At 56.8% G+C, this 26,707-nt stretch carries 22 protein-coding genes and 1 riboswitch; of the genes, 11 read left to right on the top strand and 11 right to left on the bottom strand.

All coding sequences use genetic code 11. From position 1 onward, the window contains the following. Positions 1-9: 9 nt before the first annotated feature. Positions 10-1,134, bottom strand: coding sequence for an extracellular solute-binding protein (locus AC2FIT_RS17105; RefSeq protein WP_496831237.1), 1,125 nt, complete (start codon positions 1,132-1,134; stop codon positions 10-12). Between the two features lie 398 nt (positions 1,135-1,532). On the opposite strand from AC2FIT_RS17105, the gene AC2FIT_RS17100 reads away from it, so the two are divergent. The 5 genes from AC2FIT_RS17100 (at position 1,533) to AC2FIT_RS17080 (ending at position 6,029) form a co-directional block, all read left to right on the top strand. Continuing rightward, positions 1,533-3,521: a family 1 glycosylhydrolase gene (locus AC2FIT_RS17100; protein WP_496831236.1), complete on the top strand. Its 1,989-nt coding sequence runs from the start codon at positions 1,533-1,535 to the stop codon at positions 3,519-3,521. Between the two features lie 39 nt (positions 3,522-3,560). Beyond that, positions 3,561-4,487 carry a carbohydrate kinase family protein gene (locus AC2FIT_RS17095; protein ID WP_496831276.1) on the top strand — a complete coding sequence of 309 codons (927 nt, stop codon included), beginning with the start codon at positions 3,561-3,563 and terminating at the stop codon, positions 4,485-4,487. 16 nt (positions 4,488-4,503) lie between these two features. After that, positions 4,504-5,175: a D-lyxose/D-mannose family sugar isomerase gene (locus AC2FIT_RS17090; protein WP_496831235.1), complete on the top strand. Its 672-nt coding sequence runs from the start codon at positions 4,504-4,506 to the stop codon at positions 5,173-5,175. A gap of 113 nt (positions 5,176-5,288) precedes the next feature. Beyond that, complete coding sequence (locus tag AC2FIT_RS17085) at positions 5,289-5,552, top strand: hypothetical protein (RefSeq protein WP_496831234.1); 264 nt, start codon at positions 5,289-5,291, stop codon at positions 5,550-5,552. Positions 5,553-5,555: 3 nt separating this feature from the next. Beyond that, positions 5,556-6,029 (top strand): phage holin family protein, encoded by a 474-nt coding sequence (locus AC2FIT_RS17080; RefSeq protein WP_496831275.1) that lies wholly within the window; start codon positions 5,556-5,558, stop codon positions 6,027-6,029. Positions 6,030-6,032: 3 nt separating this feature from the next. Here the strand turns inward: AC2FIT_RS17080 and AC2FIT_RS17075 are convergent, their stop codons facing one another. The 5 genes from AC2FIT_RS17075 to AC2FIT_RS17055 all read right to left on the bottom strand — a co-directional run bounded on the left by AC2FIT_RS17075 (position 6,033) and on the right by AC2FIT_RS17055 (position 12,932). After that, positions 6,033-7,205, bottom strand: a complete 1,173-nt coding sequence (locus tag AC2FIT_RS17075; RefSeq protein WP_496831233.1) for an acetate/propionate family kinase — start codon at positions 7,203-7,205, stop codon at positions 6,033-6,035. After that, positions 7,198-8,592 (bottom strand): bifunctional enoyl-CoA hydratase/phosphate acetyltransferase, encoded by a 1,395-nt coding sequence (locus AC2FIT_RS17070; protein WP_496831232.1) that lies wholly within the window; start codon positions 8,590-8,592, stop codon positions 7,198-7,200. The genes AC2FIT_RS17075 and AC2FIT_RS17070 overlap by 8 nt, the downstream gene beginning before the upstream one ends. Then, the gene (locus AC2FIT_RS17065) at positions 8,589-11,012 is read right to left on the bottom strand and encodes a DUF3141 domain-containing protein (RefSeq protein ID WP_496831231.1); all 2,424 of its coding nucleotides are present in this window, start codon (positions 11,010-11,012) and stop codon (positions 8,589-8,591) included. Before AC2FIT_RS17065 ends, AC2FIT_RS17070 begins: the two co-directional genes overlap by 4 nt. Positions 11,013-11,023: 11 nt before the next feature. Then, positions 11,024-11,788 (bottom strand): enoyl-ACP reductase FabI, encoded by a 765-nt coding sequence (gene fabI / locus AC2FIT_RS17060; RefSeq protein WP_496831230.1) that lies wholly within the window; start codon positions 11,786-11,788, stop codon positions 11,024-11,026. Positions 11,789-12,002: 214 nt separating this feature from the next. Further along, a complete protein-coding gene (locus tag AC2FIT_RS17055) occupies positions 12,003-12,932 on the bottom strand; it encodes a GlxA family transcriptional regulator (protein ID WP_496831229.1) in 930 nt (309 codons plus the stop codon). Positions 12,933-13,028: 96 nt separating this feature from the next. Between AC2FIT_RS17055 and AC2FIT_RS17050 the strand changes: the two genes are divergently transcribed. From AC2FIT_RS17050 to AC2FIT_RS17040, 3 genes are read left to right on the top strand one after another with little or no spacing between them, the layout of a single operon-like run. Continuing rightward, positions 13,029-14,189, top strand: a complete 1,161-nt coding sequence (locus tag AC2FIT_RS17050; RefSeq protein ID WP_496831228.1) for an acyl-CoA dehydrogenase family protein — start codon at positions 13,029-13,031, stop codon at positions 14,187-14,189. 2 nt (positions 14,190-14,191) lie between these two features. Continuing rightward, positions 14,192-16,207 (top strand): acetate--CoA ligase family protein, encoded by a 2,016-nt coding sequence (locus AC2FIT_RS17045; RefSeq protein ID WP_496831227.1) that lies wholly within the window; start codon positions 14,192-14,194, stop codon positions 16,205-16,207. A 3-nt stretch (positions 16,208-16,210) separates the two neighbouring features. Continuing rightward, complete coding sequence (locus tag AC2FIT_RS17040; protein ID WP_496831226.1) at positions 16,211-16,990, top strand: carnitinyl-CoA dehydratase; 780 nt, start codon at positions 16,211-16,213, stop codon at positions 16,988-16,990. Between the two features lie 4 nt (positions 16,991-16,994). Here AC2FIT_RS17040 and AC2FIT_RS17035 read toward each other — a convergent pair whose 3' ends face one another. The 4 genes from AC2FIT_RS17035 to AC2FIT_RS17020 form a co-directional block, all read right to left on the bottom strand. Next, entirely contained in the window at positions 16,995-18,236 is a 1,242-nt protein-coding gene (locus AC2FIT_RS17035; RefSeq protein ID WP_496831225.1) for an acyl-CoA dehydrogenase family protein, read from the bottom strand. Positions 18,237-18,439: 203 nt separating this feature from the next. Then, positions 18,440-19,108 carry a PAQR family membrane homeostasis protein TrhA gene (trhA, locus tag AC2FIT_RS17030; protein ID WP_496831224.1) on the bottom strand — a complete coding sequence of 223 codons (669 nt, stop codon included), beginning with the start codon at positions 19,106-19,108 and terminating at the stop codon, positions 18,440-18,442. Between the two features lie 245 nt (positions 19,109-19,353). After that, on the bottom strand, positions 19,354-20,319 hold the full coding sequence (locus AC2FIT_RS17025) for a pyridoxamine 5'-phosphate oxidase family protein (protein ID WP_496831223.1): 966 nt from the start codon (positions 20,317-20,319) through the stop codon (positions 19,354-19,356). A 67-nt stretch (positions 20,320-20,386) separates the two neighbouring features. Beyond that, entirely contained in the window at positions 20,387-21,010 is a 624-nt protein-coding gene (locus AC2FIT_RS17020; protein WP_496831222.1) for a glutathione S-transferase family protein, read from the bottom strand. 125 nt (positions 21,011-21,135) lie between these two features. Here AC2FIT_RS17020 and AC2FIT_RS17015 point away from each other — a divergent pair, with 125 nt between their 5' ends. The 3 genes from AC2FIT_RS17015 to AC2FIT_RS17005 all read left to right on the top strand — a co-directional run bounded on the left by AC2FIT_RS17015 (position 21,136) and on the right by AC2FIT_RS17005 (position 24,786). Continuing rightward, complete coding sequence (locus AC2FIT_RS17015; protein ID WP_496831221.1) at positions 21,136-22,023, top strand: LysR family transcriptional regulator; 888 nt, start codon at positions 21,136-21,138, stop codon at positions 22,021-22,023. Positions 22,024-22,161: 138 nt separating this feature from the next. Then, a riboswitch (cobalamin riboswitch) is annotated at positions 22,162-22,365 on the top strand. 82 nt (positions 22,366-22,447) lie between these two features. Next, on the top strand, positions 22,448-23,701 hold the full coding sequence (locus AC2FIT_RS17010) for an aromatic ring-hydroxylating oxygenase subunit alpha (protein ID WP_496831220.1): 1,254 nt from the start codon (positions 22,448-22,450) through the stop codon (positions 23,699-23,701). A 5-nt stretch (positions 23,702-23,706) separates the two neighbouring features. Next, positions 23,707-24,786, top strand: coding sequence for an FAD-binding oxidoreductase (locus AC2FIT_RS17005; protein ID WP_496831219.1), 1,080 nt, complete (start codon positions 23,707-23,709; stop codon positions 24,784-24,786). 219 nt (positions 24,787-25,005) lie between these two features. Here the strand turns inward: AC2FIT_RS17005 and dld are convergent, their stop codons facing one another. After that, entirely contained in the window at positions 25,006-26,703 is a 1,698-nt protein-coding gene (gene dld, locus AC2FIT_RS17000; protein ID WP_496831218.1) for a D-lactate dehydrogenase, read from the bottom strand. Positions 26,704-26,707: the final 4 nt, after the last annotated feature.

Here is a 26,707-nt window from a genome sequence, read left to right as displayed (position 1 = left end):
GCAAAGCGATCAGGCGCTTTTGAATTTGTTGACGAACTCAGTCCGGGTTTCAGCATACCAAGGTGCTTCTGCCGGCCACGGGTTGAGGTTGGCCAGTGAGTCGCCCGGATACGCTTCGGCAAAGTTCTTTTTGTAGGTGTCGCCAGAATACTGGTCAGCCCCCAGAACAGGCGAGTTGTAGCCGTGGCTATCAATCGCCACGCCAGCAGGTTTCGCCTGATACGCGAAGTCAATGAAGGCATAGACTTGATCGATATTTGTAGCACCGGTTGGCATCGCCATACCGTCGACCCACGCCATCGCGCCCTCAATCGGCGCCTGGTAGTGTACCGGCTCGCCAGCGGATTTAAGGGCCAGTGGCGGTCCGTCCCATGTTTGGCCAACGACAACGCCTTCGTTCAGCAATCCGTTTTTCTGGGTGTCAGCATCGTTCCAGATCAACTTGATCCGGTCCTTGCGCGCAACACACCAGTCGGTGATCTGGCTCCAGACCTTGCGCATGGTTTCTTCATCGCCATACGCGGCCCAGACAGAACCCGGCTCCATCTCACCCGAGCGCTCCATGTAAAGTCCTGCGCCCAGCATCATCGAGTGTGCACGGCCCATGGTTTTTCCGGCGTTTTCTTCAGACCAGACGTCACCATAAGACGGTGCATCACCTGCCGGCAGCCACAGGTCGGTCCGATAAGCTATGCCTTCGGTGCCCCAGATATGCGGCAGCCAGTGCACGCCGCCATCGGCAAAGTTCCAGGCATCCGTACCAATCGCGGCCATCGCCGGGTTTACCAGATCAATCGGAACTTTGCTCATGTCGAACGGCTGAAGAAGTTCCAGTGGCTCCCATTGGAGCGAGCGGTTGTTGGTGGGCGAGACGATGTCAAAACCCTGACCGCCTGTGGCCTTCATCTTGTTGATGATTTCTTCGTTCGACCCAATGCCGGTGTAGTTCACCTTGATCCCAGTTAGGGTTTCGAACTCTTCGATGAAAGAAGGTGGCAGGTAATCCGACCACATCAGGATGTTGATCTCACCCGAGGAGGCCAACGCAGATTTACTGTAAAGTGGCGCGGCCAAAGCAGCTGCACCAGCCCCTTTTAAAACCGAGCGTCTGGAAATAGTTTTCCGATAAGTCATTTTTACATCTCCCGTGATTTGGACTCTGTTGAATTTTTTGATTGTTTGCACGCTAGAGCTTTGTGCCCGCCCTGTCAGCGCAAAAGTGACAGTTGTCAGTTTCGATAGGTCCAGTTTGTTGCCGCACCCGTCAAAACCTGTGCAAATTCAGTGCTCCGCTAGGCGGCGGTCAACGGGATTAAACCTGTGCAGCCAAACCCATGCAGATTAAATTTGGAAAACCTCGAGTGCGCCCGATGCTAAGGTTTCTTTCCGTCCGCGTTTTCTTGCGAAATACTTTTCCTGGCAAAAAAGCCGCTGAAAACGTCACTCAACTCGCAAATGATATCGCTAACGGCTAGAATGCTGCAACCTGACCTGCTAAGTGGCAGATCGACCGGTCCAAACAGGTTCTGACGATGAAATACAACCGTTCTGATTTCCCTTCGGATTTCCTTTTTGGTGTCGCATCCTCTGGCGAACAGGATTTCGAACTGGTGCAACGTACCGGGTTTGACTGTTGTTCGTTCCAGATTGACTGGACCCGTGTCCTACCCGACGGGCGCGGCGCGCTGAACGAGGCCGGGCTGGACGTGTACGACCGCCTGGCCAACACGCTGCTGGCGCATGGTATTCGCCCTTGCGCCACGCTCCATAACGGGGAACTGCCAGCGGCGTTGATGGATGAGGGCGGGTGGCGTAACCGCGATATCGCCGCCTGGTTCGGCGACTACATCGAAGTGGTCATGGGTCGTATTGGTGATCGCGTATTCAGCGCCGCGCCCATCACCTTCTCGGCATATGTTACCGTCTCGCTGAATGGCGAGAGCCATGCGCCCGGTCAACAAGACATCCGTGCCGCCACCCGCACGATGCACCACATGATGCTGGCACATGGCAATGCCATCAACGCGATGCGTGGACTTGGCATGACCAATCTTGGGGCTGAAATCGGCAGTCCAATCAATGACAATCAGCCGTTGTGGGATTGCATATTCAAAAAGGCCTATCCAGATACCTTGCTAAAGCGTTTAGAGCCCCACCTGCCCGTCGGGTGGCAAGACGACTTGGGCATAATTGGTGCCGCGCTAGACTGGTGCGCGCTAGGCTACACCATGCAAGATCAGATCAACCCAGCCGATCTGGACCGTATCCAACAAGACTATACTCGTGATCTGCCGATCTACGTTTTTGATAATCGCACAGCCAACTCATTGCACCTGCAGCATGACGCTTGGGCTCGCGACATTGACCTTCACCTGACGGCAGTGCACGACGCATTGGAGAAGGGTGTTCCGATCAAGGGATACTTTGCACGCCCCGTGTCCGACATTGACAAAGCTGGGCCTCATAGCTTTGCTCCAATGCTGAAAACCGTTCTGGCCGGTGGCGCTGTGTCATTGCCTTTGGCGCAGCCTGTTGGCGCTATGCGTGCGCATTGGAACCTTGTGGCCGATATCGGCGGCACCAATACGCGGCTGGGTGTGGTTTCGGACGGCAAGGTGACAGACCTGCGCAAATACCCGACAGGAACTCTGCCCGAGTTGCTAGAGGCCTTTCAGACCCTACGCGATGAGATTGGCACCGATCCGCGCGCCGTCGTTGCCGCAGGTGCTGGGCCGGTAAAAGACGGGACGATCAGCCTGACGAATGCAAAGCTCGACCTGTCCGAGGGTGATATTGGCAAGGCCACAGGGGCACAACATACTTTTGTGATCAATGACTTCACCGCTGCCGCGTGGTCTGTGGCAGAGATCACCGGCGATGATGTCGAGGTCTTGCAAGGTGCCCCGACCCCACCCCAAGGCACCCGTTTGGTTGTGGGTCCGGGCACCGGTCTTGGCGTTGGCGCGCTAGTATTTTCTGAAGGCCGCTACCACACCGCGTCTGGCGAAGGTGGCCATGTCGGATTGGCGCCGCGTCATGAAGATGAGGTCGAAATTTTCCGCGCCGCCCGTCACATCGCTCCTGATTGTTTTTTTGACGACACATTGGTGCTTGAGGCAGAGATGTTCCTCAGCGGTACGGGTCTTCCGATCCTGTACAGGGCTACCGGTATCGCCGCAGGACATGCGGAAACACCAATGCGCAGCGCCAAGGACATTTTGCACGATGCCCGCATGCAGGCCGATCCAATCGCCGAAAAGGCGGCTTATATTTTCACAACCCATCTGGGCGCCTTGATGGGAGATCTTGCGGTGGCCTTGATGCCGATAGGTGGCGTCTTCCTTGTGGGCGGTGTTGCCGAAAAGAACCGTTGGTTGTTCTCGGATACGTTCTGCGACGCGTTTAATGCGGGTGGTCGTTTCACAGACTTGCGGCGGTCGATGAACTTATACGTATCGGAACAGGATGAATTTGGCATTGTTGGCGCTAACAACTTCTGCAAAAGTGCGCTTGCACGCTAGAATGACCCCATGCACCAAATTCAGCAGAAAGGACCCGGCATGATCCTGTGCTGCGGCGAAGCCCTGATTGATATGATCGCCACGCCGACCGTTTCGGGCGGTGACGGCTTCGTGCCCCATTCCGGCGGCGCCGTTTTCAACACGGCCATCGCACTGGGGCGTTTGGGGTCTTCGGTCAGCTTATTGACCGGCCTTTCTTCGGATATGTTCGGGGACCAACTGGCGCGCGCGCTGAAAGACAGCCATGTTGATACGAGCCACGTGATCCGATCGGATCGGCCTACCACACTGGCTTTTGTGCAATTAAAGGACGGGCACGCCACCTACAGCTTCATGGACGAGAACTCGGCCGGGCGCATGCTGACACCCGAGGATATGCCCGTCCAACTGCCCGCCATATCGGCCTTGTATTTCGGCGGGATCAGCCTGGCGTGCGAGCCCTGCGCCGATGCCTATGCCGCGTTGATGAACCGGCATGCGGCGGATCGGGCCGTTATGATAGACCCAAATATCCGGCCGGATTTCATCAAGGACCAAACCCGTTATCGCAGCCGCCTGAATCGCATGATTGCTCAGACCGACATCGTCAAGGTCTCGGACGAAGATCTGGACTGGATCATTCCCGGCCCGGAAGCCACGGACGAGAAAGTGCCGCTGTTGTTGCAAGCCGGTCCAGCCGTGGTCATCGTGACGCGTGGCGGTGACGGCGCATCCGGCTATCTGGCGGACGGGTCCACGACCTCGGTCCCGGTTCAACCCGTCGAAGTCGTCGATACCGTGGGTGCCGGTGACACATTCAACGCCGGGGTCCTTGCCGAACTTGATCGCAGCGGCCATCTGACTAAGACCGCCTTGCGGTCTCTTCCGGCGGAAACGTTGCGCGCCGCGCTTTCCAAGGGCGCAGCCGTCGCCGCCATCACAGTATCCCGCGCCGGGGCGAACCCGCCCTGGGCACACGAGCTTTGACCCCTGAGAGAGTCCAATGAAACGTTCTGAAATCAACGCCATCAAATCCGAGGCCGAGGCCTTTATCCGCTCGTTCGGTGCTGTCCTGCCACCCTTTGCGAACTGGTCCCCCGACCAGATGCGCAGCGACAAGGCCGCAGGCATTCGTGACCGTGGCCTTGGATGGGACATTACCGATTATGGGCAAGGTCGCTTTGACGAACTGGGCCTGTTCCTTTTCACCTTGCGCAATGGCGATGTGAGCGATCTGAACAGTGGCCGGGGTATGCTCTATGCTGAAAAGCTGCTGGTGTCGCGGGACAAACAATTGTCCCCGATGCATCGCCATATCGTAAAGGCCGAGGACATCATCAACCGTGGCGGCGGTGATCTGGTAATGGAGATTTATGCCTCAGACGCTGATGGTGGAGTCGACCGCGACACTCCCGTTATCTTGCCCAGCGATGGTTGTCCGGTGACGATCAAACCCGGGGAATTGCTGCGTCTGAAGCCGGGTGAAAGTGTCACCCTCATGCCCGGCATTTGGCATGCGTTCTGGGCAGAACAGGGCGATTGCCTGATCGGTGAGGTCTCAACCGTGAATGATGATCGCACCGACAACGTATTTGAAGATCCCATCCCGCGGTTCGCGACAATCGAAGAGGACGTCGCGCCCGATTTCCTTCTGGTGGCCGACTATTTCAGCTAAGGCGTTAAGCTTCTTTTCTTAAATCAGAAAAACGCATTATCATGGTTCTCGACAACAGGCTGGGGTCTATGCCCTCGCCCTGAGGGCACACTTGATGTGAGAGGACCGGTTGGATGGTAACGAAAGCCGAACTAGAAGCCGAGGTTGCCGACCTGCGCCGACAACTGGCTGAGCAGACCGCAGCCGCCAAGCAAGCGGCTGCGCCAGAGACGCACGACTCGATGGCCGACAAGATAGCCGAAAATATCGACGACTGGGCCGGGCAACTAGAAGAAGCGCTGAATGAACTGGAAGACCTGCCGCAAAAGAGGCCAATCCTGTTTGCCGTTGGTATTTTCGCGATTGGCTATCTGCTGGGCCGGTCCGGTAGGAGATGAACCATAAGCCGCATTTCCCGTAGTATCTCGATCATTCTGCGCGCCGAACGGCTGATAGCCCAACGTCACATCGCCGTGGCCGCACGGCGGGCCGGGTTCTTTGCCGCGGCAGGGCTGGCTGTCGGCCTGGCTGTTATCATGCTCAACGTGGCCGGTTTCTTCTGGCTGTCAGCGAGCTTGTCCAAGCCGTTAGCAGCTTTGATAATAGCCGGGGTAAACCTGTTGCTTGCCTTGATATTGGCCCTGTTGGCCAACATGCAAGACGCTCAGGCAGATACGACAGCGGCGGTCGAATTGCGTGATATGGCATTGCAAGACATCGAAACAGAGATCAAAGACACCCTTTCTGACGCCCGCAACACCGTAACGGGTATCCGGCGCGATCCACTTGGTATTCTGACCCCGGATGTCATCAGTACCGTGTTGGGAATACTGATCAAGTTCGCCAAGCGCAAAAAAGACAAACCCGATCCCTAACGTTTATTTCACCATTCGCGCAGCCGCGCGGGCGATCACCATCTCTTCATTTGTGGGAATCCTAAGAATACGGACCCGGCTTAAATCTGTCGAAAGCACTGTGCCGTTATCCGCGTTCCTGTTCGGGTCGATTTCAATTCCGATCCAGCGCATCCCTTCGCACACTCTGCGACGAATCTGGGCTGCATTTTCACCAATTCCGCCCGTGAAAACCAACGCATCCAAACCTTCCAACGCAGCGGACAAAGCCCCAAGTTCACGGCGAATGCGGAATACGTAATAGTCGATGGCCCTGCGCGCCTCGGGCGTTTCAGCAGCAAGCAATGTACGCATGTCCGACGAAAGCCCTGACAGACCAAGCAATCCGGACTTGCGGTAAAGGGTATCGGCGATTTCGTCCGCGCTCATGCCTTCTTGCTGCATCATGTAGAGGACAACGCCCGGGTCCAGTTGGCCGCTGCGCGTGCCCATCGGCAGCCCGTCGAGCGCGGAAAAGCCCATGGTCGAGGCGACAGCGCGCCCACGCGACACCGCGCACATGGAGGCACCATTGCCCAGATGAGCGATGACCACGCGACCATCGTAGAGGCTTGGGGCAATCTCTTTCAGTTTTTGCGTGATGTAATCGTAGCTTAGGCCGTGAAACCCATACCGACGCACACCCTTTTCATAATAGCTTAGCGGCAGGGCAAAAGTATCGTTTACCCATGGATGGGTCCGGTGGAACGCAGTGTCAAAACACGCCACCTGCGCTGTCCCGGGAAACGCATCGATGGCAGCACCTATACCGGCAAGGCTGAAGGGTTGATGCAGCGGCGCAAAGGGAATGAAACCTGCCAAAGTATCCATAACCTTCTGATCAACCAGAACAGGTTCGGAATAGACCGCCCCGCCATGCACGACCCTGTGGCCTACGGCGCGGATGTTGATGTTCGGCAGTTCTTCGCGCGCCATCTCAAGAAACGTACGGATTGCTTCATCATGACTTTGAGTTTTGGCAAGTGGCTGATTGATTGACTGCCCACCTGTGGATTTCGCCAATAGGCGCGGCGCATCACCCAGACGTTCGATCTGGCCATGCCAGCGCACGCGGGGGTGGTTGTTTTCAACCAGTTCATACAACCCAAATTTCAGCGAAGAGGATCCGGCATTTAGAGCCAGAACATGGTCAACCATGTATTTTGCCCTTGTTCGCCTGCGCATGCAGGGCGGCCACCGCGCAGGAGGCCAGCCGCGAAGCATCGTCGTCTGCCCGTGACGTCAGGATAATCGGTGCAGCGGCGCCGACGACGATCCCCGCCGCCTCGGCATGTGACATATAGGTAAGCTGTTTCGCCACCATGTTCCCCGCTTCGATATTCGGAGCCACAAGGATATCCGCCGAACCAGCGACCTGAGACGTGATGCCCTTTGTGCGTGCTGCGTTCAGGTCGACCGCATTGTCCATGGCAAGCGGCCCATCGACCAGCCCACCGGTGATCTGCCCCCGCTCGGCCATTTTTGAAAGCAGCGCCGCATCCACTGACGATGGCATACGCGGGTTGATTGTCTCGACCGCCGACAGCACTCCGACTTTGGGCGTTTCAATTCCAAGGGATTGCGCCAGACAGATTGCATTTTGCACGATATCGGCCTTTGTCTCAAGGTCGGGGGCGATGTTAACGGCGGCATCAGTCACCATGATGGGCCGTGAATACCCCGGAACGTCCATAACAAACACATGCGATAAGCGGCGACTTGTCCGCAGACCCCTTTCGCGGCGCAGAACCGCGTGCAGCAAGACATCCGTGTGCAAATGACCCTTCATCAAGGTTTCCGCCCGGCCTTCTACCACGAGGTCCACCGCCTTATGCGCAGCGACTTCGTGGCTTGTGGCTTCGATCACTTCGATTCCCGACAGGTCAGCCTCCAGCGCTGCTGCGGCGGCGGCAATCTTTTCAGGATCGCCCAGGAGGATCGGCGTGATGATACCTTTGGAATAGCCCAGCAAGGCACCGCCCAGTGCATTCGGTTCTTCCGGTGCAACCACGGCAGTTGGCATGGGCTCCAGTGGCTCAGCCTTAGCTATCAACGCATCAAAATGCCGATGGCGCTGGACGATAAGGCCCGGAACCTCGACCGAGTCGAAAGCCATGTGCTTGGCCGGGGGCGTCACCTGCACCTCACCGCTGAGGATCAGGGCGTTATCACTCTCGCGGCGCACATCGGCAGCGCAGCGCAGATCGCCGTCAGCAAGCTTTTCAACCACGGTGACAACTGCGGTCAACTCGTCACCAGCGATCACAGGAACATGAAAGGACAGGTTCACCCGGCGGGTCTGCGTTCCCGCACCCGGCAAGATATTGCCCAGAACCGCAGCGATCAGACCAGCGGGCCAAAGCGCGGGCGCGACCGCCTCGGGGCGGCCATCGCCATCACCGTCATAGCTAGCAAGGTGCAAGGGGTTATGATTGCCAGACGCTGATGCAAACGCATATAGATCGTCGATTGTGCAAAGTCGCGTCAGCTGCGCTGTTTCCCCGACCTCTACCTGCGCGAAAGTGCGGTTTTCCCTAATCTTCATTTTGACTTGGCCTTGTTTTCAGTCATGTCCTCGCATTCCTGCGGGTCGGATGCAGGTTTGGCCGGAGTGTCGGATTTCTGCTGGCCCTCAGCAAGATCGAGTTTTTTGTAAAGCGCATGCGCCATCTCGACAAGCTTGTCTGAAGGGTTTGGGATATCGCCCAGGATACGCTTGAGCAGATCAACCGCCTGTTGCCTGTCCGATGTCGACGGCAAAAGATCGGTTAGCGTATCCATCGCGCCCTGCTCGTCTAGGGTAACAATCACAGTCTGTTCGCGCAGCATGTACTGACGCTGCTGCACCGTCAGATCCTTGAACGGGGCCTCATTTTTGAACACATGCGCCCAGCGGTGCAGAATTTCAGATTTGAAACTCTTGTTGCTTTTGGCCAACAGAACCAAAAGACGTATGACAGCCTCGGCCAGCCCACCTTGTCTCATATGGGCCAATGCGGCTTCAACCTCGGGTAACACTTTTAACGTTTCGGGATCGGACAAGGTACGCAGCGCGGCATTTTTCTTTCCGAACCACGCAGCCAACGGACCACCCCATAAAGAGAAGAACAGGCATTCGCACCAGGCATCCCGCAGATCGCGGTTCAGGTCCATCATCTGCTCAATCCAATCGGCTGTCTGCTTTTCAAGGACAAGGAATGGGTTATCCGGGCTGACTGGCACACGCTTATCCTGCACAGCCTGCGCAAACGGCTCAACGCCCTTCAACGCTGGGTTTGACGATGACATCACCGCCCGCTGTACCCTCAGGGGATGCAGGTTTCGCAGGACATTTGCCCCAACCGGAGAAGACGTAGACCGAACAAAGGGACGTCCGAAGGTTTCATAGATGTTCGCCTGAACCTCGGACATATGCGCCACAGCGGCAAAGCTTGCCTCGTCATGCTGGCCGTCATCCAATGCGGCCAGATCATCCATGGTCCGCTCATGGAACCGAACCTCGAACCGCTTATCCTGGCCTTCGCCTTCGATGTTTTCGATCACCATCTCATACAGTCCCGGAGCCATCGCTTCGACCGTTTCCAGGGTCGAGGCCAGTTCGGTATGCTCTTTGCGCGCCACTTTGGACGACACGAAAATACCCAGGTGGCCGACCTCGTCATGCAGCATGTAGATGATCCGCTGACCGCGTATCCGGATTTCCTCTTCATCCGCATAGGTCGCAGCGATCCAGTTCAGCGCTTGTTGCGGCGGGGTGATATTGTCGCCCTGGCTGGCAAAAACGAAGATAGGTCCTTTGACCGCCTTGATGTCGATAGGCACACCCGGTTCCAGCTGCGCCGTGTTCTTGACCAAACGATTTCCGACAAACAACTGTTCAACGATCCAGTGGATTTCAGCCTCGTTCAAAAGAAAATAACCGCCCCACCAACGTTCAAAGTCAATGAAATGTTGCCGACCCTCGTCTGGTTCGCGGTAAAGATCGAAGTACTTCCCAAAATAGTTCCGGCCAGGGTTCAGCTGTTCGAAATTCATCACCAGGTTGGCACCGTCGAATTGACCCCCGCCGACGTCTGACCAGAACATCGGCTGCCACGTTCCACCCAGCACACCTGCGATATAACGCATCGGGTTGTCGCCCACTTCGCCCGACCAGGGGGCGATCGGCGCTCCGTTCAGGATCAGCGGTCCGGTCAGATCAGGATTGCAGGCCGCCATCAACAAGGTTGCCCATCCACCCTGACAATTGCCTGTCACAACAGGCTGAGGGCTGTCGGGATGGCGCGCCCGGACGGTGCGGACAAACCCGGCCTCGGCATGCATCACATCAGCAAGTGTCTGGCCCGGAACCGGATCACGCCCGAAGCTAACAAAATAGACAGGGTGCCCCTTGGACAAGGCGACCCCAACCTGACTGTCGTATTTAAAGCCGCCGATACCCCCGCCATGCCCCGCCCGCGGGTCGATGATGATGTAAGGACGGCGCGTGTTATCAACCTCAACCCCATCGGGGGGCAGAATGCGCAGCAACCGATAGTTACAAGGTCGTTTCAGGGTCCTGCTATCAACAATGGCCTCATAGTCGTAGACAAGGACCGGAGGGCAGCCCTCGGCCTCGTGCTCCAAAAACACGTCACCACGCTCGCGCAGCGCGTCCATAGTAAGCACAACACGCTGTGCGGCATCGTTCAGGTATGCTGCCCAATCATCCAAAACGGAAGCCGAGCTTGCAATACGGTGTGAGACATCGTGAAAGCCTTCCATCAGGTCCCATGACCGCGCGGCATGGGTTTCGGCAATCCTTGCCGATTGCAACTGGGCCGATTGGGCCAAAAGGTTCCATTGGATGCTCGACCGATCCGTTAGACGGGCCGCGATATCAGCCGTTCGGTCCGTTACTTCGGTCGCACTTTCAGCCATTTCAGAGCCAAGTTTAAACGAGGTCTTCTGTGCATTGGAAATCATGAGCCTCTCCTCTACCCGACGATGTTGTAACCGCCGTCAATCAGGTGAATGCCGCCGGTGACATTGAACGCCTCGGGGCTGGCTAGGAATGCAGCGTAAGCCCCGACATCCTCGATCGTCGCCAGATGATGGGTCGGTGCCCGCGCGGCGGCATCGTCCAGGAGAGCGTCAAAGTCGGATAAACCCGACGCAGCCCGTGTCAGGAGCGGTCCGGGTGACAGCGCGTGAACGGATATTCCTTTGGCCCCCAACTCACTTGCGGCATAGCGTACCGACGCTTCCAATGCCGCCTTCACCGGACCCATTATGTTGTAGTTTTCAATGACGCGGGATGCCCCAAGAAACGACACAGTCATGCACGTACCGCCCTGCCCCATCAACGGTTCTGCCAATCGGATCATCCGCAGGAAGGAATGCACCGAGATATCCATGGCCAGCGCAAACCCCTTAGGTGACGTGTCGATGACACGGCCATGCAGATCGTCGCGCGGGGCAAATGCGATTGAATGCACCAGCGTATCCAGCCGACCCCAACGAAGGGTGATCTCGTCGAACAGGGCCTTTGCCTGATCTTGGTCACGCACGTCTAACGGCATTACAATCGGCGCGCCGATTTGGTCTGCCAGCACCCGCACATGCGGCTCGGCCTTTTCGTTCAGATAGGTCAACGCGACCTCGTCCCCCTGAGCGTGCAATGCGCGCGCAATTCCCCACGCGATGGACTGGTCGTTGGCGACGCCCAAGACGACAGCTTTCTTGCCTTCCAGCCTGAACATTCCACCCGTCCCCTGCAGTATTCTGCGCCGCAGCATAGCTTGTTTCACAATGATACTCAATTTTATTGCTGCAACGCCGCATAGCAGCGAAATGTAACATGTAAATTTGGACAGATGGTCTAACGACAATTAGCGTCGGTTTATTACAGACGGGCACGTTTACTATGTTAGATTCGTGACCCAGCCCTCCGATCCAGCCTAAAACCTTCGCCGACTACATCGCGTTTGGCAGGCAGTTGCGGAATGCGGTCGGAGTTAGGCCAAACTCCGCCTTGAAGGCCCGCGTCATTGCGCTGGCATTCTCGTACCCGCAGCGGCCTGCGATTTCCGCAATGGATTGCTCGGTCTCTTCTGTCAGCTTTCGCGCAAGGTTCAATCGCAACCGCCGGTACAAGGCTTGCGGCGTGGTGCGTAGCTCGGCCCGAACCCGCATCTCGATCCGTTTTTGAGAACAGCCGATTTTTCGGGCGAGGCTTGTAATCGACAAAGGCGTCTCAAGGTTGTTCTGCATAACCGCCAGCGCGCGGTTCACCAGGGTGTCTTCGGATTTCAATGGAAGAACATACCGGTCCGCGGCGTTGCGGCTCATCAGCAGATGCGCGACTTCCATCGGCAGCAGCGGGCCATGGTCCCGGCGTATCAGGGCCAAGGCCAGATCAAAAGCCGCCATCGCGCCCGTACAGGTCAAGCGGTTGCCGTCGATGACAAAACGTTCCTGCACGGAATCAACCGATGGAAAGGCTTCTTCAAACCGCATCAGTTCATCCCAATGGATTGTCGCGCGGTGATCATCAAGAAGGCCCGCGCGCGCCAGCAGCCAGCTTCCTGTGTCCAGCCCGGCCAATTGCGTATGGCGCCGGGCAGCCGAAAGCAACGCCCGAACAGTTTCCCGCGTGTCCAGCGCCAAGTAACCGTAGGAGGGCATAACAACCAGCACATCACCACTCTGATCGCGCAAGGCCCCATGCGGTGAAACTTCCAATCCGCTCGAACTTTGGACCGGACCACCGTCCAAAGAACAGTAATGCCACGAATACAATCTCTGCCGCGACAATGTGTTTGCGGCCCGCAGCGGTTCAACCAAGTTTGCAAGGCAATGGTTCGAGAAGCCGTCAAAAAGCAAGATGTTGTAGCAGCAATTCATTTTTTCTAACTCTGCACGGATATCGACCAATACTGCATGTCGTTAGCCTGAGCTTTGACGTTTCATTCGTCAACCACGAACTCAGGAAGATGCGCCATGCAGTTTGGTCTGTCAGAAGAACAGGAAATGATCGTTTCGACGGTCCGTAGTTTCGTCGAAAATGAAATCTACCCCCACGAAAACGCTGTTGAGCGCAGCGGACAGGTTCCGCATGAACTGGGGGAACAGATCAAGCAGAAGTGTATCGATCTAGGGTTTTATGCCTGCAATTTCCCCGAAGAGGTCGGGGGGGCGGGGCTTTCCCATCTGGATTTTACGTTGGTCGAACGTGAATTGGGGCGCGGATCTATGGCGCTGACCCATTTTTTTGGTCGCCCCCAGAACATCCTGATGGCCTGCAACGACGAGCAGCGGGAACGCTACCTTCTGCCCGCGGTGCGGGGTGAGAAGATGGACGCCCTGGCCATGACCGAACCGGATGCAGGATCGGATGTGCGCGGCATGAAATGTCAGGCCGTGCGCGATGGCGGCGACTGGGTCGTAAACGGCTCCAAGCACTTTATCTCGGGCGCCGAGCACGCAGACTTCTTTATCGTCTTCATCGCAACCGGCGTAGACGAAACTCCGAAAGGTCCGAAAAAGCGGATCACAACCTTTCTGGTGGATCGCGGTACGCCGGGGTTCGAAGTGCACGAAGGCTATAACTCGGTCAGCCACAAGGGCTACAAGAATTACATCCTTTATTTTGACAATTGCCGCCTGCTCGATGCGCAGGTCCTGGGCGAGGTCGATGGCGGCTTTGCGGTGATGAACGAATGGCTTTACGCCACGCGCCTGACAGTTGCGGCCTTTTCGGTCGGGCGCGCGCGCCGCTGCTTTAACTATGCGCTAAACTATGCTGCCGAGCGCAAGCAATTCGGCCAGCCGATTGGCAAGTTTCAAGGCGTCGGGTTCCAAATTGCCGACATGATTACCGAGATTGACGCGGCTGATTGGCTGACGCTGTCCGCGGCATGGCGTTTGGATCAGAAACTGCCTGCAAACCGTGAAATCGCCTCGGCCAAGCTTTATGCCTCAGAGATGTTGGCACGGGTGACAGATACGACGCTGCAAATCTTCGGCGGCATGGGTTTAATGGATGACTTCCCGATCGAACGGTTCTGGCGTGATGCGCGAGTTGAACGCATATGGGATGGGACCAGCGAAATTCAGCGCCATATCATTAGCCGTGATCTTCTGCGTCCGCTGGGCGCCTGAACATGAGCAAAGACTTAACCCGGCTGCTGCGCCCAAAATCGATCGCTGTAATCGGCGGCGGGGCATGGTGTCAGCAGGTCATCTTACAAGCTGAACGATTGGGATATGCCGGTCAAATCTGGCCGGTTCATCCCAAGGCACCTGATATCGTGGGTCACGAGGTGTTCACCCGTCTCGTAGACCTGCCCGAAGCCCCAGATGCCGTGTTCATCGGAATCAACCGGCACGCCACGATCGATGCGGTTCAGGCACTGTCAGCCATGGGCGCAGGCGGGGCCGTCTGTTTCGCCTCGGGCTTTTCCGAGGCGGTGGCCGAAGACACCACAAGCGGTGACCTGCAGGATCAGCTGATTGCCGCCGCAGGAGAGATGCCCATTCTCGGCCCGAACTGCTATGGTTTTATCAACGCTCTGGATGGGGCGCTGTTGTGGCCGGATCAGCATGGCGCAACACGGGTGTACAAGGGCGTTGCGATCCTGACCCAAAGCTCGAACATCTCAATCAATCTGACCATGCAGAAACGCGCCCTGCCCATAGCTTATATGGTCGCCTGCGGAAACATGGCACAGACCAGCCAGGCTGAGATCGCATCAGCTCTGATCGACGACCCGCGCGTGACGGCCGTTGGTGTCCATATCGAGGGTTTCAAAAATATCCGCGAATGGGAAGCACTGGCTAACAAGGCGTATCTTAAAGGTGTTCCACTGGTCGCCCTCAAGGTCGGCACGTCAGAGCAGGCAAAATCCGCGACCGTCTCACATACTGCGTCGCTGGCAGGTAGCGATGCCGGGGCGCAGGCATTGTTGGAGCGGCTGGGAATACCGCGTTTGAAGTCCCTGCCCGACTTTTTGGAAACGTTGAAACTGCTGCATTGCTACGGCCCTCTGCCAGGTGGCAACATTGCCTCGATCAGTTGCTCCGGGGGTGAGGCCAGCCTGATTGCGGATATGGCTGTCGGCACCGGCCTGACGTTTCCAAACCTGAACAAAGATCAACGAACCCAACTGCGCGCAGCACTTGGGCCAATGGTAGCGTTGAATAACCCACTGGACTACCACACTTATATCTGGCGTGACGACGGTGCAATGGCGCAGGCGTGGGCCGGAATGACGGGCGACAACGTTGATCTGACCGTATCTATTGTCGACTATCCCACCACCGACCCTTCGGATTGGGTTTGCACAACGCGGGCTGCCCTTAATGTACACGCCAGCACGGGCGCGCGATTTGCTATTGCCTCCACATTGCCTGAACTCCTGCCCGAAGACATCGCGCAGGAGTTAATGGCCGGGGGCGTCGTTCCCTTGATGGGATTGCGCGAGGCCCTGTCCGCGATCCGCGCTGCCAGCCAGATTTCTGCTCCGGTAGACGACCCCGTTTGCCTTCCGGGCAGGGCCGAGGCATCCACCACTCTGACCGAGGGCGAGGCAAAGCAGGCACTGGCCGCGTTTGGGTTATCAGTCCCGCGCAGCCATACGGTGCGCGACGCGGCAGCCGCACGAACCGCTGCGCAAAAGATGACAGCGCCTTTTGCTATCAAGGGCGTCGGGCTTGCCCACAAATCCGAGCATGGCGCGGTTCGCTTGGGAATCTCTGCCCAGGCTGTCACGGATGTGGTCGCTGATATCGGAACGGATGAGGTTCTGATCGAAGAAATGGTCACCAGCATCGTGGCCGAAGTTCTGGTAGGAATTGTCCACGACCCGGCGCACGGATTTGTCTTAACCCTTGGGGCGGGCGGTGTCCTGACTGAGGTGCTGCGCGATACCGTGTCTTTGTTGGTTCCCAGCTCGGCGAACGCAATCCGGACGGCCCTGACAAAGTTGAACATTGCGCCTGTTCTGACGGGCTATCGCGGTCAACCCGCGGCTGATATGGATGCGATCGTTGCTGCAGTACAGGCCATTCAAGCTTATGTCATTGAAAATTCCGACACGCTTGCCGAGCTTGAAATTAACCCGCTTCTTTGCACGCCGGACAGGGCCGTCGCAGTGGATGCACTAATTAGAAAGGCCTGAGAAATGAACCCGATCAAAACCCGGCGTGACGGCGCCATTCTAGAGGTCACGCTGGATCGACCAAAAGCCAATGCCATTGATCTGGCGACCAGCCGCATCATGGGAGATGTCTTTGCCGAGTTCCGCGATGACCCGGAACTGCGCGTTGCCATCCTGACCGGTGCGGGTGACAAATTCTTCTGCCCTGGTTGGGATCTGAAAGCCGCCGCCGATGGCGATGCGGTCGATGGTGATTACGGCGTTGGCGGATTCGGCGGTTTGCAGGAACTGCGCGACCTGAACAAACCGGTTATTGCGGCCGTCAATGGTATCGCTTGCGGCGGTGGTCTTGAACTGGCGTTGTCTGCTGACATGATCCTTGCCGCAGAGCACGCCACCTTTGCCCTGCCTGAAATCCGTTCAGGCACGGTTGCAGACGCGGCCAGCGTCAAACTGCCCAAGCGCATCCCCTATCACATCGCAATGGAGCTGCTGCTGACCGGGCGCTGGTTCGACGCTGAGGAAGCCAATCGGTGGGGGCTGGTGAACGAAATCATCGCCGCTGATCAACTGATCGACCGCGCGTGGGAGGTGGCCCGCCTTTTGGCCTCGGGTCCCCCACTGGTCTACGCGGCGATCAAGGAAATCGTCCGCGATGCCGAGGATGCCAAGTTCCAAGACACCATGAATCGCATTACCAAACGGCAGTTGCGCACGGTCGATGCCCTGTATGCCAGCGAAGACCAGATGGAAGGGGCGCGCGCCTTTGCGGAAAAGCGCGACCCGGTCTGGAAAGGTAAATAACCGATCAGCGTTGCGGCGGTGTTAGCCACTGTGCTGACATTCCATAGTTGGTGCTTTTCAGTTCTTGTTTCGCAATGGCTTGCAAGTGCACCTCGTCCGGCCCGTCCGCATAGCGCAGCGCCCGTGCCCAGGTATAGCTATCGGCCAGTGGCGTATCGGGTGTCATCCCCATGGCGCCAAATACCTGCATCGCGCGGTCAGTGACGGTCGCGTGCACATTGGGTGCGACAACCTTGATCAGCGAAATCTCACGCCGCGCCGCTTTGGCGCCCACCTGATCTATTTTCCAGGCGGCCTGCAATGTCAGCAAACGGGCCTGTTCGATCTCAAGCCGCGATTTCGCGATCCATTCGCGGATCACGCCCTGTTCCGAGAGTTTCTTGCCAAAGGCCGTCCGCTCTTGCGCGCGTTCAACCATAAGCGACAGCGCCATTTCCGCCGCCCCGATCGAACGCATACAGTGATGAATGCGGCCCGGACCAAGCCGCGCCTGCGCCAGGGCAAAGCCGCTGCCTTCTTTGTCCAACAGATTCCCGGCGGGTACGCGTACGTCCTTGAACAACAGCTCGGCGTGACCTTCGGGGTCATGCATGTTCAGGATTGTCGGGTTGCGGATAATCTCAAGACCGGGCGTGTCCCGTGGAACAATCACCATGCTTTGTTGCTTGTGACGGTCGGCGCTGGGATCAGTCTTGCCCATCACAATGAACATCTTGGTATTCGGATGGCAGGCATTGGTGATAAACCACTTGCGGCCATTGATAACGTACTCATCCCCCTCGCGCCGGATCGAGGTCGTGATATTGGTCGCGTCCGAGCTGGCCACATCAGGTTCCGTCATCGCAAAAGACGACCGCATTTCACCATTCAGCAAAGGAACCAACCAATCTGCGCGCTGCTCGGGCGTTGCGAACATATGCAACAATTCCATGTTGCCAGTATCCGGCGCGTTGCAGTTGAATACTTCCGAAGACCAGCTGACCTGACCCATCAGCTCGGCCAAGGGCGCGTATTCAAGGTTGGTCAGACGCGTGCCGGGCTCATCATCGCGCAGCGACGGCAAGAATAGATTCCACAACCCCTCGGACCGCGCCAAAGCCTTCAGTTCCTCCATAAAGGAAACAGGGAAGATACCTTCTTTGATCTGTTCTTTGTGGTCGCGGATGCGCGGATAGATATGCGCTTCCATAAAACCTTTTAGCTGGTCGCGGATTTCCACGGCGCGCGGTGATGGGGCAAAATCCATGACGGTCCCTTTTCAGACTGGTGCAACAAGACGTTAGCTTGCCGGTACCCTAGCCGCGTCCCCTTTAATGTGAAATCGACTTATGCAATCTCAGACTAAAAAATTACATGGGATCACTGTGTCCGGAAAAATCCTTTGAGTTCCTAGGTTTTATTTCCGCAGTTTTTGAATGGCAGAGCCAACCGGGTACTCCAAATTGCTTTTCAGGAAATCGTGTATGGCACCCAGACGATCCGAACAAAGATCGCAAGAAAGAACAGCACGCTACCCGTCAAAACGAACACATGCCAAATGGTGTTATGAAACGGCAGCCGCTCCAGCAAGTAGAACCCAACGCCCGCTGTATACACAACACCACCCGCAACGATCAACCAGATTACCGTGGGTGAAAGCTCGGCCAGCATGGTTTGCCCGGCCCAGACAATCGCCCATCCCATCATCAGGTACAGAAACAAGCCAAACCACCGGAAACGGCTTGGGTCGATCAGCTTTAACACCGAACCGATCGTTGCCGAAGACCACAAACCGACCAACAGCCCCGGAGTTTGCCCTGCTGATAGCAGAACAAACGGCGTGTAGGTGCCGGCAATCTTCACGTAGATGCCTGAGTGATCAAGGCGCCGCAACACATCAGACCACCGATCGCTTTCCACCATGTTATAAAGCGCCGAAAACGTCAGCATCATAACTAGCGTCGCGCCATATATCGAGACGCCCAAAACAGCCTCGGGCTCGGTCCTGAGAAAGGCGGTGATCGTGATTAGAACTGGCACTGCCATAAGCGCCAACGCCACGCCTAATATGTGCACAACCCCGTCGCTGACGCGTTCTGCGCGGGTATAGGCCGGACGGATATCTGTGAAACGCCACATACTTTAAAAGTAGGCCCGGAAACCGACGCGGGCAAGTTCAACGCGGGTGAATACAGGAAATCGGGTTTTTTACCTGCTTGGTCAAACCTGACTGTCTGAACCAGTTTCTTTTTCCAGAGCAGTTCACAGATGCGGTCCCCGATTGCCGAGGTCATCGAAGTCAGCGTGCGAATTGCCGGGATAGACATACTTGAAACGCCCTATCCGCAGGCGTGACATAGCTGGATCGTTCGGCCAAAAGCCGTCTAGATCGCCTTCCAGCTATCCCCCATCAGGCTGTAGGGTGAAAACTCAAGGAACTCCGCCCGGAACGGCAGCGCGTCATAGATGCGCAGTCCGTGGTCCAGATGAAACCGCCAGCCCCTGTTTGCACCCTTGAAATCCGCGATATCGGGGTGACCATCGGCCAAAACCTCTACAGTGCCGGTTAGCATCAGTGCATCTCCGGTCTGATAGTCCGGAAACAGCAGACCTGCCTTCGGGTTCAACAGAAAGTTGCCCAGCGTATTGAAAAAATTGTTGCCGGCAAAATCTGGCACCAGCAGGCTGTTGCCCTCAACTTTGACAAACCCAACCCGTCCGCCCCGGTGCGAGACATCAACGCCTGCCTGATCCGGCGTGTTTGCGTGACTTGCGACGTAGAACGCATTGCTCTCTGCGATCGCGTCCCGCGCCCGTGCATCCAATTCAACGAAGCGGTCGTTTGCAGGACGGTCTATGACGGCCCTTGGATCGCGGAGGAACGAAACGTCATGCGTCTGGATATATTTGGGACAATTGCCGAAGGACTGCACCACATCCAGCGAAAACCCATGATCCCCAACCGTACCCACGGTTGCGGTGGCTCGGTTGCGACGACGAGTGGACAGCTCAATCCCAAGAACACCGATCGGGGCTCCGTCCTGTAATGCGGGGTTGAGCGGGTCGTCCGCCAAGGGTCGCGCATCAATGTCCAGACTTCGGTCATGTGGCGTCTGTATGAACCCCGGACGGCCCGAGATCATTGACGCCCACGGCCAGCCATCGGCGTCGACGCTGCCCAAGACCAGAAAGGGAAGCTTGCCAAAGAATTCTCGATGCTGGTCGGGCATGAACGGACGAATGAACTTGCGACCGAATTCCTCGATCCTATCCCGCCTACCAACACGAGATTGCATCTCACGCTCGCCAGCATGAAAGGGAGATTTCATTTCAGTGGCTTGATCGTTCATGGCAGACCTCGTGTGTTGTGGGATCGAAGGCCAGTCGCGGGTGCGACTGGCCAATTGCATAGCAGGATTAGGCTGCGTTCAAGCCAACTGCGGTGCTTGGCATGGGGACAAATCCATCCAGCGCCTCGACATTGGCCAGAAGGCGACGCACATTCGCATAAGGCTCAAGCGAGATGCCACCCTCGGGCGCGTGTGCTGTGTAGCTGTAGATTGCAATATCCGCGATGGTTGGCGCATCGCCGACCAGCCAGTCGCGGCCCTCCAAGTGGTCATCCAGCTTTTTCAGAACATTAGCCGCAGTGGCATGGGTAAACTCCATGTTCAAAGGTGCGTTGAACACGTTGATCAGACGCGCGGCGGCAGGGCCGAACGCAATCTCACCCGCTGCGAGGGTCAGGAATTTCTGCACCTCGGCTTCACCGACAGGATCAGAAGGCAGGTAGGAAGGCGCATACTTCCGGGCCAGATAGACCAAAATGGCGTTGCTGTCGCTTACAACCACGTCGCCGTCTTGCAATACGGGCACCTGACCCGCCGGGTTGAGCGTCAAGAACGGCTCGCGCTTGTGCTCACCACCCGCAAGATCCACGTCGATAACGTCGTGTTTAATCCCGGCAAGGTTGGCGAACAGACGGACCCGGTGCGAGTGACCGGATAGAGGGAAGCTGTGAATTTGGATCGTTTCGGACATCTGGAAACTCTTTCTCTGATTGAGGGTTTGGGCTGTTGATCAGCATCTGTGCCCCAGACATAGTTTGCTTTCACTTGGGCGATAATATATCAATTTGGTGAATTACTATGAACGTGGCGTAGACAATGGATACGATTCAGGGCATGCGAGCTTTTGCGGCAGTGGCAGCACATTCGTCATTTACAGAAGCCGCAAAACAGATCGGTATAAGCACTAAATTGACCAGCAAATATGTTGGCCAGTTGGAGGATCGTTTGAATGCGCAGCTTTTCAACCGAACCACCCGCAGTGTCACCTTGACCGACACCGGGCGATCCTATTACGAACGCTGTCTGCCCCTGCTGGAGCAGTTCGATGAATTAGAACGCCTTGTCCAGCAACGCCAGACAGAATTGGCGGGGCGCATACGGATTACTGCGCCGACAGGCTTTGGCTCGGCCGAATTGATCCATCTGTTAAAACCCTTCCAGACCGAGCATCCAAAGGTCTCGATCGAGCTGCACCTGTCAGATCATCATGTTTCGATGGTTGAGGAAGGCTTCGATCTGGCCATTCGGTTCGGCGTTTTGAAGGATTCGAACCTTGTCGCACGCAAGCTCACGGACATGCGGATTGTGTGCTGCGTGTCACCCGAATACCTGGCGCAGCACGGGACACCAAAAGAACCGGCAGCACTGGCAACCCATAATTGCCTGCTTCAGACCACCGGCAGCTTTTCTGACCACTGGGCGTTCAAAGCAAAAGGTCGAGAATACACGGTTCCGGTTACGGGCAATTTCCGCGCAAACTCACCGCGTGCGGTTGCACATATGGCTGCGGATGGGCTGGGGATCGGGCGGATTCCGCTTTATACGGGGCAGTCCTTTTTGGACACAGGAAAACTGCAACTTCTGTTCGAAGAGCAAGAGGCTTTATCGTTGGGCCTTTACGCGGCCTACCCGCAAAACCGCCACCTGACCGCACGTATTCGTGCGTTGATCGACCACCTTGCGGCGCAGTTTCGCGGGGTTTGAAAACGGCGTTTCGATTGCAGACCTTCGCATCGGTACACAATTCGAACCGCAGGCAGACATTTTCACCAAGCAGTACACCGGCGTGTCTGTTTCAGAGCGGAAAATGTCGCAAGTATTTCAGCGCTGGATTGGGCTTGAAATAACTTACGGCCACGAGGTGCCGACATTTGATTCTCAGGTGGCGGAGAATTGGGAAGCCGGTGCAAATCCGGCACTGCCCCCGCAACGGTAACGAAGGTCAGGCTCAGCAATCAACCACTGGGGGGAGGATCCCGGGAAGGTGCTGAGACCGGGCGCAAGCCCCTTCCAAGTCCGGAAACCAGCCTCGCTGATATGTCAAACTGCGGGTGGCGGTGGGGGCACGGGTTTCGGACGCGATCCTCACGCGCCTCCGGACTGGTCCCTCTTGTCATCTGCCCAAGCAATGCCGCGGGGCGCGGCAGGAGAGCCAGAAGTGAACAGAATTCAAAGCCTGTTGGCGCGTCGAAATCCGGCTTATGCCCTGGAACAGGCATTCTACACCGACCCGGAGATTTTTCAGACCGACCTTGAAACAATCCACTACCGCGATTGGCTATTTGCCATTCCGGCATGTGAATTGGCCAAAGCAGGCGACTATGTCACCTATAACATCGGTGCCTATCGCGTGATCATCGTGCGCGGTGCAGACAATCAAATCCGGGCGTTTCATAACACCTGCCGTCATCGCGGATCGGTGATCTGCAAAGCGTCCAAGGGCCATGCGCCCAAGCTGGTCTGCCCCTACCACCAGTGGACTTATGAACTTGACGGCTCTTTGCTGTGGGCGCGGGACATGGGTGCTGATTTCGACCCCAAGCAGCACGGGTTAAAGGCAGTGCACTGCCGCGAGCTGGCCGGTCTGGTCTATATTTGTCTGGCAGAGGACGCGCCGGACTTTGATACGTTCGCCAATATCGCAGGGGCCTATCTAGAGCCACATGACCTGGGCAATGCCAAGGTCGCTTTCGAAAGCTCTATAATCGAGAACGGGAACTGGAAGCTGGTTTGGGAGAACAATCGTGAGTGTTACCACTGCGGAGGGAACCATCCCGCGCTGTGCCGCACTTTCCCCGATGATCCGACCGTAACCGGCATCGAAGGGGGCGCTCTGCCAGCACATTTGCGAACCCATTTCGACCGCTGCGAAGCCGCAGGGCTGCCGTCACAATTTTACCTGCACGAGGATGGGCAGTACCGTCTGGCCCGAATGCCCCTGAAGGAAGGGGCCCAGAGTTACACGATGGATGGCAAATCCGCCGTGCGCCGCTGGTTGGGCCAATCACCCTTTGCTGATGCGGGATCGTTGTTGAAATTCCATTATCCGACCACGTGGAACCATTTTCTGGCGGACCATTCCATCGTTTTCCGCGTGACACCAATCAGCCCCACGGAAACCGAAGTCACGACGAAATGGCTTGTCCATAAGGATGCCGTCGAAGGCGTGGACTATGACCTGAAACGCCTGACCGAAGTTTGGGAAGCGACCAATGATGAAGACCGCCAGGTGGTTGAGGATAACCAGCAGGGCATCAACAGCCCGGCCTATGTACCCGGACCCTATTCTGCGATACAGGAATCCGGCGTTTTACAGTTTGTCGATTGGTATTGCGCAACTCTGACGCGCCGATTGATCCCTGACGCTTTAGCTGCGGAGTGACGGTTATGGACGTTGTGACCTCGGCAACAGCCGTCTGGCAGGACAGTGAAAGTTTGGAATGCGTCTCGGTCGTGCCCGAAATGCCAAATACTGCCAGCTTTACATTTCGGGCCCCTTCTGGCGCCCTGTTCAGCTACGAGCCCGGACAATTCCTGACGCTGGAAATTCCGGCACCGGGTCAACCGGGCGGCGTTGTGCATCGCACCTATACAATCTCATCGTCGCCTTCACGGCCCAGATCGATCACGATTACGGCCAAGGCGCAGTCCAATAGCATCGGCACGCGCTGGATGCTTGACAACCTGCAACCAGGCATGCGGATCAAAGCCATTGGCCCGGCAGGTTTGTTCACGAATGCCAAGAGTTCCTCTGGCAAATACCTGTTCATCTCGGCCGGTTCAGGCATCACACCCTTGATGTCGATGACAACCTGTATGTGGGATGAAGGGCGCACGCTGGACGTTGTGTTCATCAATTGTGCCAAACGGCCGTCTGAAATCATCTTTCGCCAGCGGTTAGAGCAAATGGCCAGCCGGACGCATGGGCTGAACTTGAAATTTGTAGTCGAGGAACCCGACCCGTACCGCCCCTGGACCGGATATCAAGGCCAGTTTAACCAGCTGATGCTGGGCCTGATGGCACCGGATTATCTGGACCGCGAGGTTTACTGCTGCGGCCCGGAGCCCTTTATGCAAGCTGTGCGCGATGCGCTTGCCGGTCTGGGCTATGACATGGAAAACTACCACCAAGAAAGTTTCGGCGCACCTGTTGAGACTAAAGCACAGCAACCGGAACTGGATGATGTTGTTCCCGACGACGACACCAGTGCCGAAATTCTTTTCGCAAGCTCAGGCGTCACGGCGAAGGTGGCCGAAACCGATACGGTTCTGGCGGCTGCACGGTCTGTTGGTCTGAATATCCCATCAGGCTGTACGTTCGGTGTTTGTGGAACTTGCAAGGTCAAGAAGATCAAGGGTGACGTCCACATGGTCCACAATGGTGGCATTTCAGAAGACGATATTGAGGCCGGGTATATCTTGGCCTGCTGCTCGAACCCGATCGGAAAGGTCGAAGTCGAAGTCTGACAAACAATAGTGGCGCGGGCGTCTTGCGACGCCTTCGCCAATTGGCGTTGCCCGAACTGTGCATACCGCCTGAGAGCGGGATCGCCCGCAACACGACAGCCTGCGCCTGCATTCCCAAGCCGAAGCCGGTGCGCGGGTTTCAAACACTGCTGCGTTCATCGCCCATGTTACGGATGCACTGCGAACAGCTTGACGTGCGTCCAAATCACGCGAAAACGCTTACGCAGCGTTTTCTTCGCCGTAATTGCGCGCCTTGGACATTTTACCGATACCCGGGTTGAGCGAATTGGTCGGATCGCAGCGTTTGTAATGTGCGGCCAGATCGGGCTTGGCCTCGTAGAGGTGGCCAACATTGTGTTCTGCCGGGTATTCCGCACCGCGTTCTTCCAGAATTTTTAGCATCGCAGCCTTTATCTTTTTGGGATCACATCCCTTTTTGACGATATAATCCTGATGCATCACATGGCACATCAGGTGGCCGTAATAGACTTTGCCCAAAAGCTGATCTGTGATCTCGGCGGGCAGAGTTTCGAACCAGTCACGGTCATTGCGGCGAAGCGCGATATCCAGCGCCAGGATCTCTTCGACCTCAGCCGCATGAACATGACCATACCGCACGGCGGCACCAGCGGCGGCAAACCGATGCAATCCAGCGATCTTGGCTTCGCGCGGCGTGCAGGTGACGAACTCCGCACCGCGGTTTTCGAAGAAGTCGGGCAGAAACCCAGCTGCCTCTTCGATACCGCCATCGTGCATTTTCAGGATGAGGTGGTGTTCGTACTTGTCACGAAACTCATGCAGGAATTTCGGCAGATGTTCGGGCCATAGACGCGAGGCAATCTGCATGAACTTATCCGTGAACCCTCTGGTCAACGCAAACTTGTTCAGGCGCGAATCCACCTCGCCCTTCAATGCAAAAAACATCGGAAGCCTGTCGGTTCCCAGCTTATCGATCATCACCAGTGTGTCCTTGCCGTATTTCGCGGCAATGTCGAAGCACTCGCGGTGCACATATTCGGCCGAAACCGGTAGTGTCTCAAATTTTTTCAGGATGTGACGCCGCAGTTCCGTCAGGTCAGCGGGATCGTTTGTTCCGATGTAGAAAACCTGCTCGCGGTCATAGGTCGGGAATGTGTCAAGCCGGACCGCGAAAACCGCTAGCTTTCCCGCGCAGCCAGACACCTCGTACAACAGGCGACCATCGTTGTTAAAGCGCGACGGAGTATCCGCATCGACATCTCGCAAGATCGTCGTGTAATCCGGATCCGAGGCATTGCGCCCCTCGGGCGTGGGGGCGTTCTTGTCGAAATCCCCAGCTTCAAGCCGCGTCAGGATTTCCTCGGGAGAGTTGCCCAGATCCAGACCCAGATGGTTCACCAGCGTCAGTTCGCCATCAGCGGTGATCTTGGCAAAAAGGGACAGCTCGGTATAGCTGGGGCCGCGTTCACATAGCGAGCCGCCCGAGTTGTTGCAAACCCCGCCCAGAATCGAAGCGCCGATGCTGGAAGAACCGATCACGGAATGGGGCGTCCGCCCCAACGGGCGCAGCTGCTTTTCCAGCTCAAACAACGACGCGCCCGGAAAACTAAGCACCTGCTGCCCGCCTTGCAAAAGGTGCAAAGCATTCATTCGGCTCACGTTGATTAAAACAACGTCGCGGTCATAACTTCCTTTGGGTGTGGACCCTTCTGTCAGGCCGGTATTCGAGGCTTGCATGATGACGATCTTGTCGGCCGTGACACAGGCCTGCAGCACCTTCCACTGTTCCAGCAGGCTACCGGGTTGAACGACACACAGCGCCTGACCCTCGCCCGAGCGAAAGCCGCGTCGAAACCTCTCAGTCGCGCGCTCTCCGGTCAGGACGTGGCGCGATCCGACGATCGAGCGAAAGAGTTTGATCAATGCGTCATTGGTCATTTCG

The sequence above is a fragment of the Ruegeria sp. YTSA135 genome (assembly GCF_059610165.1).
This window is presented reverse-complemented; position numbering and strand designations above follow the sequence as displayed.